This is a genomic window from Campylobacter sp. BCW_4321 (assembly GCF_001763075.1).
GTDB lineage: Bacteria > Campylobacterota > Campylobacteria > Campylobacterales > Campylobacteraceae > Campylobacter_D > Campylobacter_D jejuni.
Genome location: NZ_MJYA01000060.1, coordinates 96,138 through 110,491 on the forward strand (window position 1 = coordinate 96,138; position 14,354 = coordinate 110,491).

Sequence of the window (14,354 nt, forward strand, 5' to 3'; positions counted from 1 at the left end):
AAATGAATGCAAAAGAATTTTTAATCGAATTTTTAAAATTTAAATCTGTTACGCCAAATGATGATGGAGCTTTAAATTTCATCGCTATGGAACTGAGTGATTTTGAAGCTTTTTTTATAGAAAAAGAAGGCATTAAAAACCTTTTACTCACTAAAAAATTTAAAGATGAGGGTGAGCATTTAGCTTTTGGTGGGCATGTAGATGTGGTGCCTGCAGGCGAGGGTTGGAGTAGTGATGCTTTTGTGCCTATGGAAAAGGAAGGCTTTATCTATGCAAGGGGTGCTCAAGATATGAAAAGCGGAGTAGCAGCCTTTGTAGATGCGGTAAAGAATGCGGATTTTAAAGGAGCTAGACTTAGCCTTATTTTAACAAGTGATGAAGAAGGCGAAGCTATATATGGAACTAAGGCTGTTTTAGAATGGATGCAAGAAAGAGATATGCTACCTGATTATGCTGTGGTTGCCGAGCCAACCTGTGTTAAAAAAATTGGTGATAGTATTAAAATAGGGCGTCGCGGTTCTATCAATGGAAAACTTTTAATCCGTGGAAAACAAGGGCATGTTGCTTATCCTGAAAAATGTATCAATCCTGTGCATGATTTTGCACCAGTTTTAAAGCTTTTAGCGGGTTTTGATCTTGATCCTGGAAGTGCTGAATTTAGTCCTTCAAAAATTGTTATTACCGATATTCGCGGAGGTATGGGGGTGTGTAATGTTACGCCAAATGATTTAAAACTTATGTTTAATGTTCGCAATTCCCCCGATACAAGCTTAGAAGATGTAAAAAGTTATGTAGAAAAAATTTGTCATGGTTTAAACTATGAGTTAGAGCTAAAACAATCAAGCGAAGCTTTTTTGACAAATATCGATAATAAAATCGTTCAAAAAATGAATGAAAGCGTTCAAAAAATCACTCATGAAGTACCAGAGCTTAATACCAAAGGCGGTACAAGTGATGCAAGGTATTTTGCAAAATACGGTGTAAAGGTAGTGGAATTTGGGGTTTGTAATGATAGAATTCACGCTATTGATGAAAGAGTAAGTATAGAAGAATTTGAAAAACTTTGCCTTGTTTTTAAAGACTTGATAGAAAATTTTTAAAGGTTTAAAATGATTATCAATGGACAAAAGCTTGAGTTAAAAGAGCTTAAATTTATGGATTTTATTAAAGAAAAAGGTTTTAAAATCGAACTTATCGCTTTAGAATTAAATGGAGAAATCATACCAAAAAGTGAATTTGAAAATTTGATTTTAAAAGAAAACGATAAAGCTGAAATCGTAAGCTTTGTAGGAGGCGGTTGATGAGAGTGAAATTTAATGGCAAAGAACTTGATACAGACTTTAAAACAAGTTTGGAATTTTTTGAAAATATCAGCAAAAATGAAAATGATGTTTGGATTATCAATGGTTTTGCAACAAAAGAGAATATCGCTTTAAACGAAGATGATGAGCTTTTTTGCATAGAAAAAAATACTTTACCTCCAAAAGATGCACTAGATGCTATGATGAGAGCAAGACACACTCCAAAACTTCACGATAAACTTAAAAATGGGCGCGTGGCGGTGTGTGGTTTAGGCGGACTTGGATCACATATAGCGATAAATTTAGCAAGAAGTGGTGTGGGGTTTTTAAAGCTGATTGATTTTGATGTGATTGAGCCTAGCAATTTGAATCGTCAAGCTTACCGTGTAAGTGATTTGGGTAAATTTAAAACCGAAGCTTTAAAGGAGCAAATTAGCGAGATTAACCCTTATATCAGCGTTGAAATTTGCACTTTAAAAATCGATGAGGATAATTTAAAGTCTTTGTTTAAAGATATAGATATAGTTTGCGAAGCCTTTGATGGTGCTATCGCAAAAGCGATGATGGCACAAAATTTTCATAGATTTTACAAAGATAGTATTTTAATCTGTGCTTCAGGGCTTGCGGGCTATGGTGATAGCAACAGCATACAAACAAGAAAAATTGCTAAAAATTTCTATGTATGTGGGGATTTGGTAAATGGTGCTAAGCTAGGAAATGGACTTATGGCGCCAAGGGTAAATATTTGCGCAGGACATCAAAGTAATCTTGTTTTAGAGCTTTTAGCAAATAAGGAGTAAAAATGCAAGAAAATTTAAAAAATGATAAATTAAAAATAGGCAAATACGAGTTTGATTCAAGATTTATTTTAGGTTCTGGAAAATATTCGCTAGAGCTTATAAAATCAGCCATAGAAGAAGCTAAAGCGCAGATTATCACTCTAGCCTTACGCCGTGCAAATACAGGGGAAATTGCAAATATACTTGATTATATCCCTAAAAATATCACACTTTTACCCAACACTTCAGGCGCAAGAAACGCCGATGAAGCCTTACGCATTGCAAGGCTTTCAAGAGAGCTTGGTTGCGGAGAACTTATCAAGATAGAAGTGATAAGCGATAGTAGGTATTTGTTGCCTGATAATTATGAAACGATTAAAGCTTGCGAGCTTTTAGCTAAAGAGGGCTTTACGCCTTTACCTTACATGCATGCTGATCTTTACGCAGCTAGAGCTATGCGTGATGCAGGAGCTGCGGCTATCATGCCTTTGGCAGCACCTATTGGGAGCAATAAAGGCTTATGTGCTAAGGAATTTATACAAATTTTGCTTAATGAAATTGATTTGCCTATTATTGTAGATGCGGGTATTGGAAGTCCTGCACAAGCTTGTGAAGCTATGCAAATGGGAGTAAGTGCGGTGATGGTAAATACAGCTATAGCTGAAGCTAAAGATATAGCCTTGATGGCTAGAGCTTTTTCTTTGGCGGTAAATGCGGGAAGAGCGGCTTTTTTAGCAGGTTTGGCAAGTGTGAGCGAGGCTAAAGCAAGTTCTCCATTAACAGGCTTTTTAAGGGGTTAATCATGCAAGATTATATGCAGCATTTACCTCACATGCAGGAAATAAAAAGCGAAATTTTAAACAAGGTTTTAAGTCAAGTTCAAAACTATGATGAGAGTCAATTTAGCGCTAAAGATGTTAAAAATGCTTTAAATCAAACACATTTAAGCATAGAGCATTTAAAAGCTTTGCTTTCAAGTGCAGCAGAAGATTTCATAGAAGAATTAGCTTTTAAATCCGCTAAAGTCAAGCAAAAATATTTTGGAAATTCTATCTCTCTTTTTACCCCACTTTATTTGTCAAATTATTGTAATTCTAAATGTGTTTATTGTGGTTTTCAAAAAGGTAATAAAATCGCAAGAGCTAAACTAAATGAAGTTGAAATTCACGAAGAAATGCAAGCCATTGCTAAAAGTGGTTTAGAAGAAATTTTAATGCTAACAGGCGAGGGTAGGGAGTTTGCAAGTGTAGAATATATAGCAAATGCTTGCAAGATTGCTAGAGAGTATTTTAAGGTTGTAGGTGTTGAAATTTATCCTATGAATGAAGACGAATATAAAATTTTACATGAAAAGGGTTGTGATTATGTGACTGTTTTTCAAGAAACTTACAATCCTTTAAAATATTCTAAAATTCATTTAGCGGGTGAAAAACGCATTTTCCCTTATCGCTTTAACGCTCAAGAAAGAGCTTTAAAAGCGGGTATGCGTGGAGTGGCTTTTGGGGCGCTTTTAGGCATAGATGATTTTAGAAAAGACGCCCTTGCTACGGCACTTCATGCACATTTTTTACAACAAGCTTATCCTCATGCTGAAATTTCTATTTCGGTGCCTCGTTTAAGACCTATTATCAATAATGCTAAAATTCATCCTAAAGATGTGAGTGAAAAACGCCTTTTACAAGTGCTTTGTGCTTATAGGCTCTTTTTGCCTTTTGCGGGCATTACTATTTCAAGCCGTGAAAGAATAGGTTTTAGAGATGAGGTTATTAAGCTTGGGGCTACTAAAATGAGCGCAGGAGTTAGTGTGGGTATAGGTGAACATAAGGGCGAGAAAAAGGGCGATGGGCAGTTTGAAATTTCAGATGATAGGAGCGTGGATGAAATTTTAACTATGCTTAAAAGATCAAATTTACAAGCTGTGATGAGTGATAGTATCTATGTGGGATAAAAAAATCATTGCTATAAGCGATAGAAAATGTGTAGAAATAGACTTCTTAAAGCAGATTGAAAAACTTGCTAAGGCTAAGGTAGATGCTATAGTTTTAAGAGAAAAAGATTTAAGCGAATTTGAGTATTATGACTTAGCAAAAGAAGTTTTAAGCATTTGTGCAAAGCAAAAAGTGACTTGTTTTTTGCATTTTTTTGATAGGGAGTGTTTAAAATTAGGACATCGTTATTTTCACGCACCGCTTTCTTTGCTAAGAAAAGAGCCTAAATTAGTAAAATATTTTCATGTACTTGGTACTTCAGTCCATAGCAAAGAAGAGCTTTTAGAGGCGATGAGCTATAAGGTAAATTATGCTTTTGCAGGGCATATTTTTGAAAGTTCTTGCAAGGTGGGTTTAGAGCCTAAAGGGCTTGATTTTTTAAAATCCTTGCTTGAATTTAGTCAAATACCACTTTATGCTATAGGCGGTATCAATGCTCAAAATATAGAAAATTTTAAAGATATAAATATAGCAGGCGTTTGTATGCGTGAAATTTTAATGAAAGAAAAAGATTTAAAAACATATATCCAAGTTTGCAAAGAAAGATTATCTCATGAGTAGTATTCAAAAAAAGATTTTTTGGCTTAATTTTTTCATCGTTGTGATTGTAGCTTTTAATCTACGTGCTCCTATTACGGCTATAGGACCTATGATAGATGTGATCAAAGATGCGTATGGGTTAAATTCTACTTTTGCAGGAGTGCTTACAAGTTTGCCTTTGATAGCCTTTGGAAGTATTTCTTTTATAGTGGGATATTTTTCACCCATTAGAGCGATTATCGTGGGGATTTTTTTAATCTTTATTGGCGAAATTTTGCGTTCTTATACAGGGATATATGGCTTATTTTTGGGTATGTTAGGCATAGGTTGTGGTATAGCAATCGCTAATGTTTTATTGCCTAGTTTTATTAAAGAGAAATTTCCTAAAAAAATAGCAAGTATGATGGGGGTTTATAGTCTTATTTTAAGCATTTCTTCTATAGTAGGTGTTGCTTTGACTATACCTTTGCTTAGCGTGTTTGATTTAGCAGGTGCTATGTTTTTTTGGGCGATTTTTTCTTTTATAGCTTTGGTGGTTTATTATCCTCAAGCTAAAAATGGTAGATTTTTTCGTGCCAAGAAAAAAAGTTCTAAAAAAATCAATCTTTTTACAAATGCAACCACTTGGAAGATCACTCTTTTTATGGGATTTCAAAGTTTTTTAGCTTATTCTTTGTTTTTTTGGTATATTCAAATCGTTGTAGAAAAAGGTTTTGATAAAGAATTCGCTACAAATATGGTTCTTTTTGCTCAGCTTGTTGCAGCCCCAGTGTCCCTTTTTGGCCCATTGCTTTTAGGAAAATTAAGGCAAAAATTACATACTCCTTATATAGCAAGTTTATGTAGTATGTATGTAATCGCTTTTGCCATGCTTTTTGTTTTTGATAGTAAAACTTCTATTATTATTAGTGCTTTTATCATGGGCTTTCCATGGGGTGGGGTTTTTGGTATTGCATTGCTTTTTATCGCACAAAAAAGTTCAAATACCCAAGTAGCAGCAAAGCTTTCTGCTTTAGCTCAAGGTTTTGGGTATTTAATCGCAGCACAAGGGCAGTGGATTATAGGCTTTTTACATGATAAATTTGAGAATTTTTCACTTGCTATTTTGATGTTGATTTTTGTAGGGATTTTGGTAAATATCTTTGGATATTTATCGTATAAAAGCCAAGTTATCAGATAGTGCTTTTTCTAGTAAAATATCCCCACCATTTTTTTGTGCTATATTTTGCAATCTTGTGGAAATATCTTCTAAGTTAAGTTTTAACATTGCTTTGAAAAAATCATCAAGATTGATCGAATCTTGCGTGAAAATTTGACATAAAGCTTGATCTTGTAAAAATTTAGCATTAAAGTATTGATGATTTTTAGCTGCATGAGGATAAGGTATGAAAATAGCAGGCAAGGTGTTAGCACAAAGTTCAAAAAGGGTGCTTGCACCTGCTCTTGATATAGCTAGATCTGCATTTTTCATTTTTTCTTCCAAATTTGAACTAAAGTCAAAAACATCAGCTTGGATATTTAAGCTTTGGTAGTGTTTTTTGCATTTTTCAAAATCATTTTTTCCACATTGATGGATGATTTTGATATTTTGTTCTTGAAGCTTTGGGGCGAGATTTAAAGCTAGTTCGTTTATAAAACTAGCTCCTTGTGATCCTCCTAGGAAAATAATATTTTTTAATTCTGTGCGAGTCCTAGCATTATCAAAAAATTTATTTGCCACAGGATAAGGACTAAATTCTTTTTCAAAGGCGCTAAAAAATTTTGTAGCGAAAGGTTTTAAAAGCATGTTTAAAGAGCCACTTTTTGAATTTTGCTCGTGTATAAAAAGAGGCAAATGTGAGAATAAAGCCGCAAAAGATGCAGGAGCTGCACTATATCCACCTACACTAAAAACGGCTTGGATGTGGTATTTTTTAAAAATTTCTCTACAATCTTTGGAGAGTTTTAAGGTGTGGAGTAAAGAACTAATTTTGCCAAATTTGTTTTGATTAACCACTCCTTTAGAGCTTAAAAAAAATTTTTCCTTAAAACGTACTTCATTTTCAAACCAAGCTTTATCTTGACCATTTTGACTACCTATGTATACACATTCTATATTTTTTTTAATCGCACTTTCTAATAAGCAACGCACTATGGCCAAATGTCCTCCAGTTCCGCCACCTGTTAAAGCTATTGTCATAATTTAACCTTTTTTGAAATCATTAATACATATCCTATACCTATACAAATTGCCCACATTGAACTTCCTCCATAACTTAAAAGTGGAACAGCCACACCTTTTAGTGGAGTAAGAGAAATAATACCAAAAGCATTCATAAAAAAGGAAAAAAGTAAAAGTAAGGCTATGCCTGAACAGAAAATAAAATCTTGTTTAGCTTCGCATCTTCCTGCAATTCTAAAAATTCTTAAAATCATCCAAAGATAAATATAACAAATAACTCCAAGACCCAAAAGTCCTATTTCTTCAGTAATTCCTGAAAGAATAAAGTCAGTATGTACTTCACTTAAAAAGCCTAATTTAAAAGTTCCAAGTCCTAAGCCTTCGCCAAACATTCCTCCATGGGCTATAGCATTTAAAGAGTGCGAAATCTGATAAGGTTCGCTGTTGCTACTTACTCTTAAAGCATTTGCCAACCAATCAGGAAGCATAGGTAAAAAAGCATCTTGTATATTCCCCCACCAAGAAGCAATTCTTTGAATTCTTCTTTGATTACTAGAAATTACCATTATACCTATCATCATAATGATTAAAGTTCCAAAAGCAAAAAGTCTTTTACTAGCTCCTGCAAAAAAAGCTAAAGCTAGAATTAAAAAGAAAGAAATTATACTTTGTCCTAAATCGTTTTGAGTGATATAAATATATCCTATAACTATAGAAGCTAAGATACAATAAGGCAGAAGAATTAGAGCCTCGTGTCTGATAGCTTTTTTGCTATCATCAATACGCCTTGTATAGCTCCATGCTAAAAAATAAATCAATCCTATTTTAAAAAATTCCACAGGAGAGATAGAGAGTGGGCCTAAGCGTATCCAGCGTTTAGCTCCTCCGCTAGCTGTTGCTAGTGCAGAAGGTAAAAATGGTAAAATGATGATAAAGATAAAAGAAACAATCAAAATAGCTAAAATAATTTTTTTAGAAAGTGCTTTATCAGGATCCAAACGAGAAATAAAAAACATTATAAGTATGCCACTAATTCCAAAAAAAAGCTGACGAATAAAAAAATGAAACTCGCTATAGTCAAGAAAAAGAACAGTAAAAGCTGTAAGAGAGTATGAAAATACTATTCCTATGGTGATTAAAATACAACTTAAATAAAATAATCTTTTATCAGCAACCATTATAATTATAACTTTTCTTTATTGGAATTAAAATTTTAAAAAGTTTTATTATAACTAAAATAAATTAAATTTTTTGCTAAGTTTTTGTAAGGAAAATTTGCTAAAATTAACAATAAAAATATAACAAAAAAGGCAAATTATGAATCAAATCCATAAAATTCTCATAGCAAATAGAGCTGAAATAGCTGTTAGAGTAATCCGTGCTTGTAGAGATTTACATATTAAAAGTGTTGCAGTTTTTACAGAGCCTGATCGTGAATGTTTGCATGTAAAAATCGCAGATGAGGCATATCGCATAGGAACGGATGCTATAAGAGGATATTTAGATGTTGCTCGTATTGTCGAGATTGCTAAGGCTTGTGGTGCTGATGCAATCCATCCTGGTTATGGATTTTTAAGTGAGAATTACGAATTTGCTAAGGCTTGTGAAGATGCTGGAATTATTTTTATAGGTCCAAAATCTGAAGTAATTCATAAGATGGGAAATAAGAATATCGCTCGTAAGTTAATGGCTAAAAATGGTATACCTATTGTTCCAGGGACTGAAAAATTAAATTCCTATAGCATGGAAGAAATTAAAATTTTTGCTGAGAAGATTGGTTATCCTGTTATTTTAAAAGCTTCAGGTGGTGGAGGTGGACGCGGAATTCGCGTTGTTCATAAAGAACAAGATCTTGAAAATGCTTTTGAATCTTGCAAAAGAGAAGCTTTAACATACTTTAATAATGATGAAGTATTTATGGAAAAATATGTAGTTAATCCTAGGCATATAGAATTTCAAATTTTAGGAGATAACTACGGAAATATTATCCATCTTTGTGAAAGGGATTGCTCTATCCAAAGAAGACATCAAAAGGTAATTGAGATAGCACCTTGCCCTGGAATTTCAGATAATCTTAGAAAAACCATGGGTGTTACAGCTGTGGCAGCTGCTAAGGCTGTAGGTTATACAAATGCTGGAACTATAGAGTTTTTGCTTGATGATTATAATCGCTTTTATTTTATGGAAATGAATACAAGAATTCAAGTTGAACATCCAATTACTGAAGAAATTACAGGTATTGACCTTATTGTAAGACAAATTCGTATTGCAGCAGGAGAAATTTTGGACTTAGAACAAAGCGATATTAAACCTAGGGGTTTTGCTATTGAAGCTAGAATTACTGCTGAAAATGTATGGAAAAATTTTATTCCAAGTCCTGGAAAAATAGGAGAATACTACCCAGCTCTTGGACCATCTGTTAGGGTTGATAGTCATATTTATAAAGACTATACTGTGCCGCCTTATTATGATTCCATGCTTGCAAAGCTTATTATTAAAGCAACCAGTTATGATTTAGCGGTTAATAAACTTGAGCGTGCTTTGAAGGAATTTGTGATTGATGATATTAGAACAACGATACCATTTTTAATTGCCATTACAAAAACAAGAGAATTTAGAAGAGGGTATTTAGACACCTCTTTCATAGAAACACATATGCAAGAATTATTAGAAAAAACAGAAGATCGTCATCAAGAAAACAAAGAAGAAGTTATAGCTGCAATAGCTGCTACGCTTAAAAAAATACGAGAAAGTAGAGAATAATAGATGGATTTTTTAGACAGTCTTAAAAGTATTAAAAAAGAAATGCAAGCTAACGCCAATACTCCAAAATTAGCGAAGAAATCAAGCAAGAGTGGTGCAAGTGTAAAAAATTTAGAAAAACTAGCTAAAGATATTCGCGAAAAAAATCAAGAAGCAAACATAGATAAGGAAATGCAAGAAATTTTCTTAAAGCAAGAAAAACTACAGGATGAATTTTCCGGATTTATCAAAAATGCAGATATTAAGAAAATTTAATGCTTGAGATTGGTTTTTGTACTCTTGAAGATCAGTGTCCTTACTTAAAAGATAAACGATCAAGAATAGAGTATAAATACATTGAAAATTGCCCTAAAGAAATCAATAATGGGCTAATAAAACGAGGTTGGCGTCGTTTTGGTAGGTATTTTTCACGCCCTATTTGTAAAGATTGTGATGAATGTTTAAGTCTTAGAATTTTAGTTAATGAATATAATTTTTCAAAAAGTGAAAGAAGGGTTATAAATAAAAATATTAACACCAAAGTTATGCTTAGAACACCCAATTTAAGCAATGAACATTTGTTTTTATATGATAAATACCATCGTTTTATGGAAGAAAAAAAGAACTGGAAGCGTTATGATTTAAGCTTTAAGCAGTATTATAATCTTTATGTCGATGGTTTTATGAATTTTGGATATGAGCTTGCATTTTATATAGAAGATAAGCTCGTTTGTGTTGATTTGATTGATATTTTAGAGGATGGAATTTCAAGCATTTATTGTTTTTATGATCCTGATTTTTCGTATTTTTCTTTGGGTAAATTTTCTTTGCTCAATGAAATACAAATAGCTAAAAAAATGAACTTAGATTATATTTATCTTGGGTATTTTGTAAAAAAGTGTCAATCTTTATCTTATAAAGCCGATTATACACCCAATGAAATTTTAAAAGGCACTAAAGAGCTTTTTGAAAATGAGGTTTTATGGGAGAAATAGATGCAAATCGTGCAAACTTTAGAAACTATCAATGTTAATACAGATGATATTAGCGTATTTCAGTATTTTAAAGACTTGATTACCAAAAATTTCACAAAGGTCATAGGACGAAAAAATAAAATTTTTTCTTTTTTTGAAGAAAATGAAATTCCACAGCGTCGTTATTTCTTAAAAGTTTTAGATCAAAAATATCGCAAAAGTACAAATGAAGGTATAGAGAATTTACAAGATGCTCATTTTAAAACTTTTAGATTAAATTTTGAGCAAAATAATATGCTTAAGCCTATGTTGTTTATCAAGATTGATTTTGCTGCGGGTAGAATTTTGATGAAGTTAAGCTCTAATGAAAAATTATTTGTTACCTATATAAGAAATTATTTTCAAGATCATAATATAGAATATAATGAAATGACAAATATTCTAATTTTAGAATATAAAAACGAGAATACTCTTGAACTTTTTGAAGCTTTTGCAGATGAGAGCGAGCATTTAAAATATTGCGTGAATTTTGAAGTTGACCGAGAAGAGTATAAAAAATTTCGCCAAAATATTCACAATAAAGAAAATATGAAATGGAAATTTAATGCTTTAGCTAAGCTTTTTAGTAATTATTTTAATACTTTAGAATGTACTCCGCAAAATGATCTTAGTGAAATCAGACAAAAATATTTGATTTTGGTAAAACTTTATCATCCTGATTTTCATCAAGGAAAAAGTGCAATAGAAAAAGCTTACGCAAGAGAACAGTTTGAAAAAATACAAATCGCCTATGATAACTTAAAAGCACTTTATAAGAATAATACTTAAAAAAATTAAATTAATCATTTTGGTTAATTTAATTTTTCTCTCTCATAAATTTTTCTTAATTTGTTATCTAGTTTAAAACAAAATTTAAAAAGTGCAGGTACTACGAGTAAGGTAAGCAAAGTCGAACTTATAAGCCCAAAGATAATGGCTATTGCCATAGGAGAATTAGCTTCATAGCCCGCACCCCTTGAAAGAGCGAGTGGGAGCATAGCAAAAATCATAGCAAAAGTTGTCATCAATATAGCCCTTAAGCGTGATTTTCCAGCGATTAAAAGAGCTTTATCGGGATCTAAACCTTCATGACATTTTTTATTAGCTACATCCACAAGCAAAATAGCATTTTTCCCCACCATACCAAAAAGTAAGATGATGGCAATAAGTACAAAAAGCGAAAAATTATGCCCCGTGATAAAAAGCCCTATAGAAGCTCCGCCAAAGGCTAAAGGCATGGTTATCATGATGATTAAAGGCAGAATAAAACTTTCATAAAGTGCGGCTAAAACAAGATAAATTAAAACAAAAGCAAGTACTACTGCCATAGCAAAACCTTGCACGGTTTCACCTAAAAGATTGATAAAGCCTGAAAAAGCATAGCTAAGACTTGCATTATTATTTAAAATTTTATCCATATTATCTAGTAAAAGTTTTTGCACCGCTCCTAAGGAAAGATCATTTACTCCAGCTGTGATTTTCACAGAGCGGTTTTTATTGTAACGATTGATAGTTTTTAAATCCTTACTGTATATAAAATCCACCACGCTTGAAAGTTCTAAATTTACACCTTGGTTGTTTTTAATACTAATGCGTTTTAAAGCTTCTATGTCTTTTTTAAATTCTGGAGCAAAACTTAGGATAATATCATCTTTTGAATTGCCTCTATCCATACTTCCTACGCTAAGTTGCGAAAAAGAATACCCTAAAACCCCAGCGATATATTCAGGATTGACATCTAAAAGTTTAGCTTTTTCTTTGTTGATGTGTAAGGCTACTTCATCTTTTGTAGCATTAGCATTGTCGCTTATATCTACAATGCGTGCATTAGTGCCTAAAATTTCTTTTGCTCGAGAAGCAGCTTCTTTTAGAGTGTTTAAATCATCTCCTAAGATTAAAAACTGCACGGGATCATCAATGCCTGCACCCTCTATCTTTGGAAGTTCTAAAATTTTGATTTTTAAACTTTCATCTTGAAATTTTTGACGATATAAACTTACTATAGCACTTTGTCTTAAATTTCTTTCGTCTAAATTTTTAAGTTTAACATAAATTTTAGCCTTTGTAGCATCTTTGGCATCATCATAGCCTACAAGTAAAAAAGCGTATTTGACATTGCTATCATTTTTGATTTTTTCAAGCAAATTTAAACTTTTTTCTTTCATGGCTTCTAAACTTAAATCCTTTTTGCTTTCAAGTAAAACTTGAATTTCGCTATCATCTTCCATAGGTAAAAAATCAAGTCCTATACGGGTAGCTAAAGCAAAAGAAAGCCCTACAAAAACAAGAGTGGCTAGGATAAATTTTGCTTTATTTTGTAAAATTTTATAGAGTAAATTTTCATACTTTTGCTCTATTTTTTCAAAAAAAACTTCTGTTTTTTCATAAAACTTACTTTCTTTTGGATTTAAAAATCTTGCTCCAATACTAGGTATTAAAAATACAGAAACCAAAAAGCTTATCACTATCCCACTTGCAACGCTTATGCCTAAGGCATTGAAAAAAAGCCCTGGTATAGAGTTCATATAAGAAATAGGGATAAAAACACAAAGTAAAACTATACTGATGCTTAAAACGCTAAAACCTATTTCGTTGATACCTAAAAAAGCAGCTTGTAAAGGCGGATAAGTTTTTAGTTTTTTAGCAATATTTTCAATCACTACTATAGCATCATCGATAAAAATTCCTATGCTTAAGGTTAAAGCTATGAAAGTTAAGCGGTTTAAATCATAGCCTAAAAGATCGATAATAAAAAAAGTTGAAATGATAGAAGTAGGTATAGCTATGCAAGCAATGAGAGTTGCACTTAAATTTCTTAAAAATAAAAATACAATTACAAGGGTTAGAAAAATCCCCAAAACCATATCAAAAATCACTTGAGAAAGATGCTTGTGGATATTTAAGCTTTTATCGTAAAGCACATTAATGCTTATATCTTTTGGAATTTGTTTTTCTAAAATAGGCAAGGCATTTTTGACATTTTTAATCATTTCAAGGGTGTTATAATTTGTGATTTTTCCGAGTTCTAAAAGCACCCCTTCTTTACCTTCGTATAAAGCACTTTGTTTTTCATCTTCATAAAGGCTTGAAATATTAGCAATATCGCTTAAAAATACTCCTGTTTTTATGCGAAGATTGCTAAGTTCTTCTAAATTTGTGGCTTCAAAATAGCCTTTGATGATATAGTTATCTCGATTGTTATTAAGTTCGCCTAGGGCTTGTTTAAAATTTTGACTTTTGATGATATTTGCTACATCAAGGGCGTTAAGATTGTATTTTCTAAGTTCATTTGGTTTTAATTCTATGCGAATTTGGGGTTCTAAAAAACCCTTAGCTTCGATTTTACCTACTCCTTTAACTCTTTGCAAAAAAGGTTTTATTTTATCATTGATTTCGCGCATGAGTTGTAATTTATCTTTAGAATATAAAAAAAGCGAAATAGCAGAACCAGAATCTGAGCTGATTTTTTCAATTTCAGGCTTAGAAGGTAGGCTTAAAGTTCCTATTTTATCACGCACATCATTAGCAGCTACTTCAAGATTTTTACCTAGTTTAAACTCGACTACACTCACACTAAAATTATCATACGCAGCTGAGGTTATGGTCTTTACTCCATCAATCTCACTTAGAGCATTTTCTATTTCTTTAGTGATTTTTGATTCTACGAAATTTAAATCCCCATTTACCTTGCTTGTAATCTTTATAAGAGGTATGGAAACATTAGGAAATAAATTTACACTCATGCTAAAAGCAGAGATTAGCCCAAAAATCATAAGAGCTAAGAAAAACATTAGCACAGTAATTGGTCGGTTTATAGCTAGTTTAAACAT

At 32.3% G+C, this 14,354-nt stretch carries 14 protein-coding genes; 11 read left to right on the plus strand and 3 right to left on the minus strand.

The annotated features are described in order from the left end of the window. The first annotated feature begins 2 nt into the window (after nucleotides 1-2). The 7 genes from dapE to AJN58_RS06940 are packed head-to-tail and all read left to right on the plus strand — an operon-like array spanning nucleotide 3 to nucleotide 5,788. Entirely contained in the window at nucleotides 3-1,100 is a 1,098-nt protein-coding gene (gene dapE / locus AJN58_RS06910) for a succinyl-diaminopimelate desuccinylase (RefSeq protein ID WP_070233077.1), read from the plus strand. A gap of 9 nt (nucleotides 1,101-1,109) precedes the next feature. Continuing rightward, nucleotides 1,110-1,301 carry a sulfur carrier protein ThiS gene (gene thiS, locus AJN58_RS06915; RefSeq protein ID WP_002830937.1) on the plus strand — a complete coding sequence of 64 codons (192 nt, stop codon included), beginning with the start codon at nucleotides 1,110-1,112 and terminating at the stop codon, nucleotides 1,299-1,301. Continuing rightward, entirely contained in the window at nucleotides 1,298-2,101 is an 804-nt protein-coding gene (gene thiF, locus AJN58_RS06920; RefSeq protein WP_074470037.1) for a thiamine biosynthesis protein ThiF, read from the plus strand. Before thiS ends, thiF begins: the two co-directional genes overlap by 4 nt. Nucleotides 2,102-2,103: 2 nt before the next feature. After that, nucleotides 2,104-2,880 carry a thiazole synthase gene (locus AJN58_RS06925; protein WP_070233078.1) on the plus strand — a complete coding sequence of 259 codons (777 nt, stop codon included), beginning with the start codon at nucleotides 2,104-2,106 and terminating at the stop codon, nucleotides 2,878-2,880. A 2-nt stretch (nucleotides 2,881-2,882) separates the two neighbouring features. Next, nucleotides 2,883-4,028, plus strand: a complete 1,146-nt coding sequence (gene thiH, locus AJN58_RS06930) for a 2-iminoacetate synthase ThiH (protein ID WP_070233079.1) — start codon at nucleotides 2,883-2,885, stop codon at nucleotides 4,026-4,028. Then, nucleotides 4,018-4,629 carry a thiamine phosphate synthase gene (locus tag AJN58_RS06935; RefSeq protein WP_070233080.1) on the plus strand — a complete coding sequence of 204 codons (612 nt, stop codon included), beginning with the start codon at nucleotides 4,018-4,020 and terminating at the stop codon, nucleotides 4,627-4,629. Before thiH ends, AJN58_RS06935 begins: the two co-directional genes overlap by 11 nt. Beyond that, the gene (locus AJN58_RS06940) at nucleotides 4,622-5,788 is read left to right on the plus strand and encodes an MFS transporter (RefSeq protein WP_070276546.1); all 1,167 of its coding nucleotides are present in this window, start codon (nucleotides 4,622-4,624) and stop codon (nucleotides 5,786-5,788) included. The genes AJN58_RS06935 and AJN58_RS06940 overlap by 8 nt, the downstream gene beginning before the upstream one ends. Here the strand turns inward: AJN58_RS06940 and murG are convergent. Further along, a complete protein-coding gene (gene murG, locus AJN58_RS06945) occupies nucleotides 5,759-6,787 on the minus strand; it encodes an undecaprenyldiphospho-muramoylpentapeptide beta-N-acetylglucosaminyltransferase (RefSeq protein ID WP_002870575.1) in 1,029 nt (342 codons plus the stop codon). The two genes, AJN58_RS06940 and murG, sit on opposite strands and share 30 nt — an antisense overlap. Next, nucleotides 6,784-7,947: a putative lipid II flippase FtsW gene (ftsW, locus tag AJN58_RS06950; protein ID WP_002870576.1), complete on the minus strand. Its 1,164-nt coding sequence runs from the start codon at nucleotides 7,945-7,947 to the stop codon at nucleotides 6,784-6,786. Before ftsW ends, murG begins: the two co-directional genes overlap by 4 nt. Before the next feature lie 139 nt (nucleotides 7,948-8,086). Between ftsW and AJN58_RS06955 the strand changes: the two genes are divergently transcribed. Genes AJN58_RS06955 through AJN58_RS06970 form a run of 4 tightly spaced genes read left to right on the plus strand, consistent with a single transcriptional unit; the run spans nucleotide 8,087 to nucleotide 11,313 of the window. Then, a complete protein-coding gene (locus AJN58_RS06955; RefSeq protein ID WP_002856595.1) occupies nucleotides 8,087-9,532 on the plus strand; it encodes an acetyl-CoA carboxylase subunit A in 1,446 nt (481 codons plus the stop codon). Nucleotides 9,533-9,535: 3 nt separating this feature from the next. After that, nucleotides 9,536-9,787 (plus strand): hypothetical protein, encoded by a 252-nt coding sequence (locus AJN58_RS06960; protein ID WP_070247870.1) that lies wholly within the window; start codon nucleotides 9,536-9,538, stop codon nucleotides 9,785-9,787. After that, a complete protein-coding gene (locus tag AJN58_RS06965; RefSeq protein ID WP_002870578.1) occupies nucleotides 9,787-10,506 on the plus strand; it encodes an arginyltransferase in 720 nt (239 codons plus the stop codon). The genes AJN58_RS06960 and AJN58_RS06965 overlap by 1 nt, the downstream gene beginning before the upstream one ends. Then, nucleotides 10,507-11,313, plus strand: a complete 807-nt coding sequence (locus tag AJN58_RS06970) for an adenylosuccinate lyase (protein WP_002861764.1) — start codon at nucleotides 10,507-10,509, stop codon at nucleotides 11,311-11,313. It abuts the gene before it with no gap. Between the two features lie 23 nt (nucleotides 11,314-11,336). Here AJN58_RS06970 and cmeF read toward each other — a convergent pair whose 3' ends face one another. Continuing rightward, entirely contained in the window at nucleotides 11,337-14,354 is a 3,018-nt protein-coding gene (gene cmeF / locus AJN58_RS06975; RefSeq protein ID WP_070233086.1) for a multidrug efflux RND transporter permease subunit CmeF, read from the minus strand.

What these genes read in the sequence shown, in the direction of transcription:
- dapE (WP_070233077.1), top strand. Translation starts at nt 3, where the DNA reads ATGAATGCAAAAGAATTTTTAATCGAATTTTTAAAATTTAAATCTGTT.
- thiS (WP_002830937.1), top strand. Translation starts at nt 1,110, where the DNA reads ATGATTATCAATGGACAAAAGCTTGAGTTAAAAGAGCTTAAATTTATG.
- AJN58_RS06925 (WP_070233078.1), top strand. Translation starts at nt 2,104, where the DNA reads ATGCAAGAAAATTTAAAAAATGATAAATTAAAAATAGGCAAATACGAG.
- thiH (WP_070233079.1), top strand. Translation starts at nt 2,883, where the DNA reads ATGCAAGATTATATGCAGCATTTACCTCACATGCAGGAAATAAAAAGC.
- AJN58_RS06935 (WP_070233080.1), top strand. Translation starts at nt 4,018, where the DNA reads ATGTGGGATAAAAAAATCATTGCTATAAGCGATAGAAAATGTGTAGAA.
- AJN58_RS06940 (WP_070276546.1), top strand. Translation starts at nt 4,622, where the DNA reads ATGAGTAGTATTCAAAAAAAGATTTTTTGGCTTAATTTTTTCATCGTT.
- murG (WP_002870575.1), bottom strand. Translation starts at nt 6,787, where the DNA reads ATGACAATAGCTTTAACAGGTGGCGGAACTGGAGGACATTTGGCCATA.
- ftsW (WP_002870576.1), bottom strand. Translation starts at nt 7,947, where the DNA reads ATGGTTGCTGATAAAAGATTATTTTATTTAAGTTGTATTTTAATCACC.
- AJN58_RS06955 (WP_002856595.1), top strand. Translation starts at nt 8,087, where the DNA reads ATGAATCAAATCCATAAAATTCTCATAGCAAATAGAGCTGAAATAGCT.
- AJN58_RS06960 (WP_070247870.1), top strand. Translation starts at nt 9,536, where the DNA reads ATGGATTTTTTAGACAGTCTTAAAAGTATTAAAAAAGAAATGCAAGCT.
- AJN58_RS06965 (WP_002870578.1), top strand. Translation starts at nt 9,787, where the DNA reads ATGCTTGAGATTGGTTTTTGTACTCTTGAAGATCAGTGTCCTTACTTA.
- AJN58_RS06970 (WP_002861764.1), top strand. Translation starts at nt 10,507, where the DNA reads ATGCAAATCGTGCAAACTTTAGAAACTATCAATGTTAATACAGATGAT.
- cmeF (WP_070233086.1), bottom strand. Translation starts at nt 14,354, where the DNA reads ATGTTTAAACTAGCTATAAACCGACCAATTACTGTGCTAATGTTTTTC.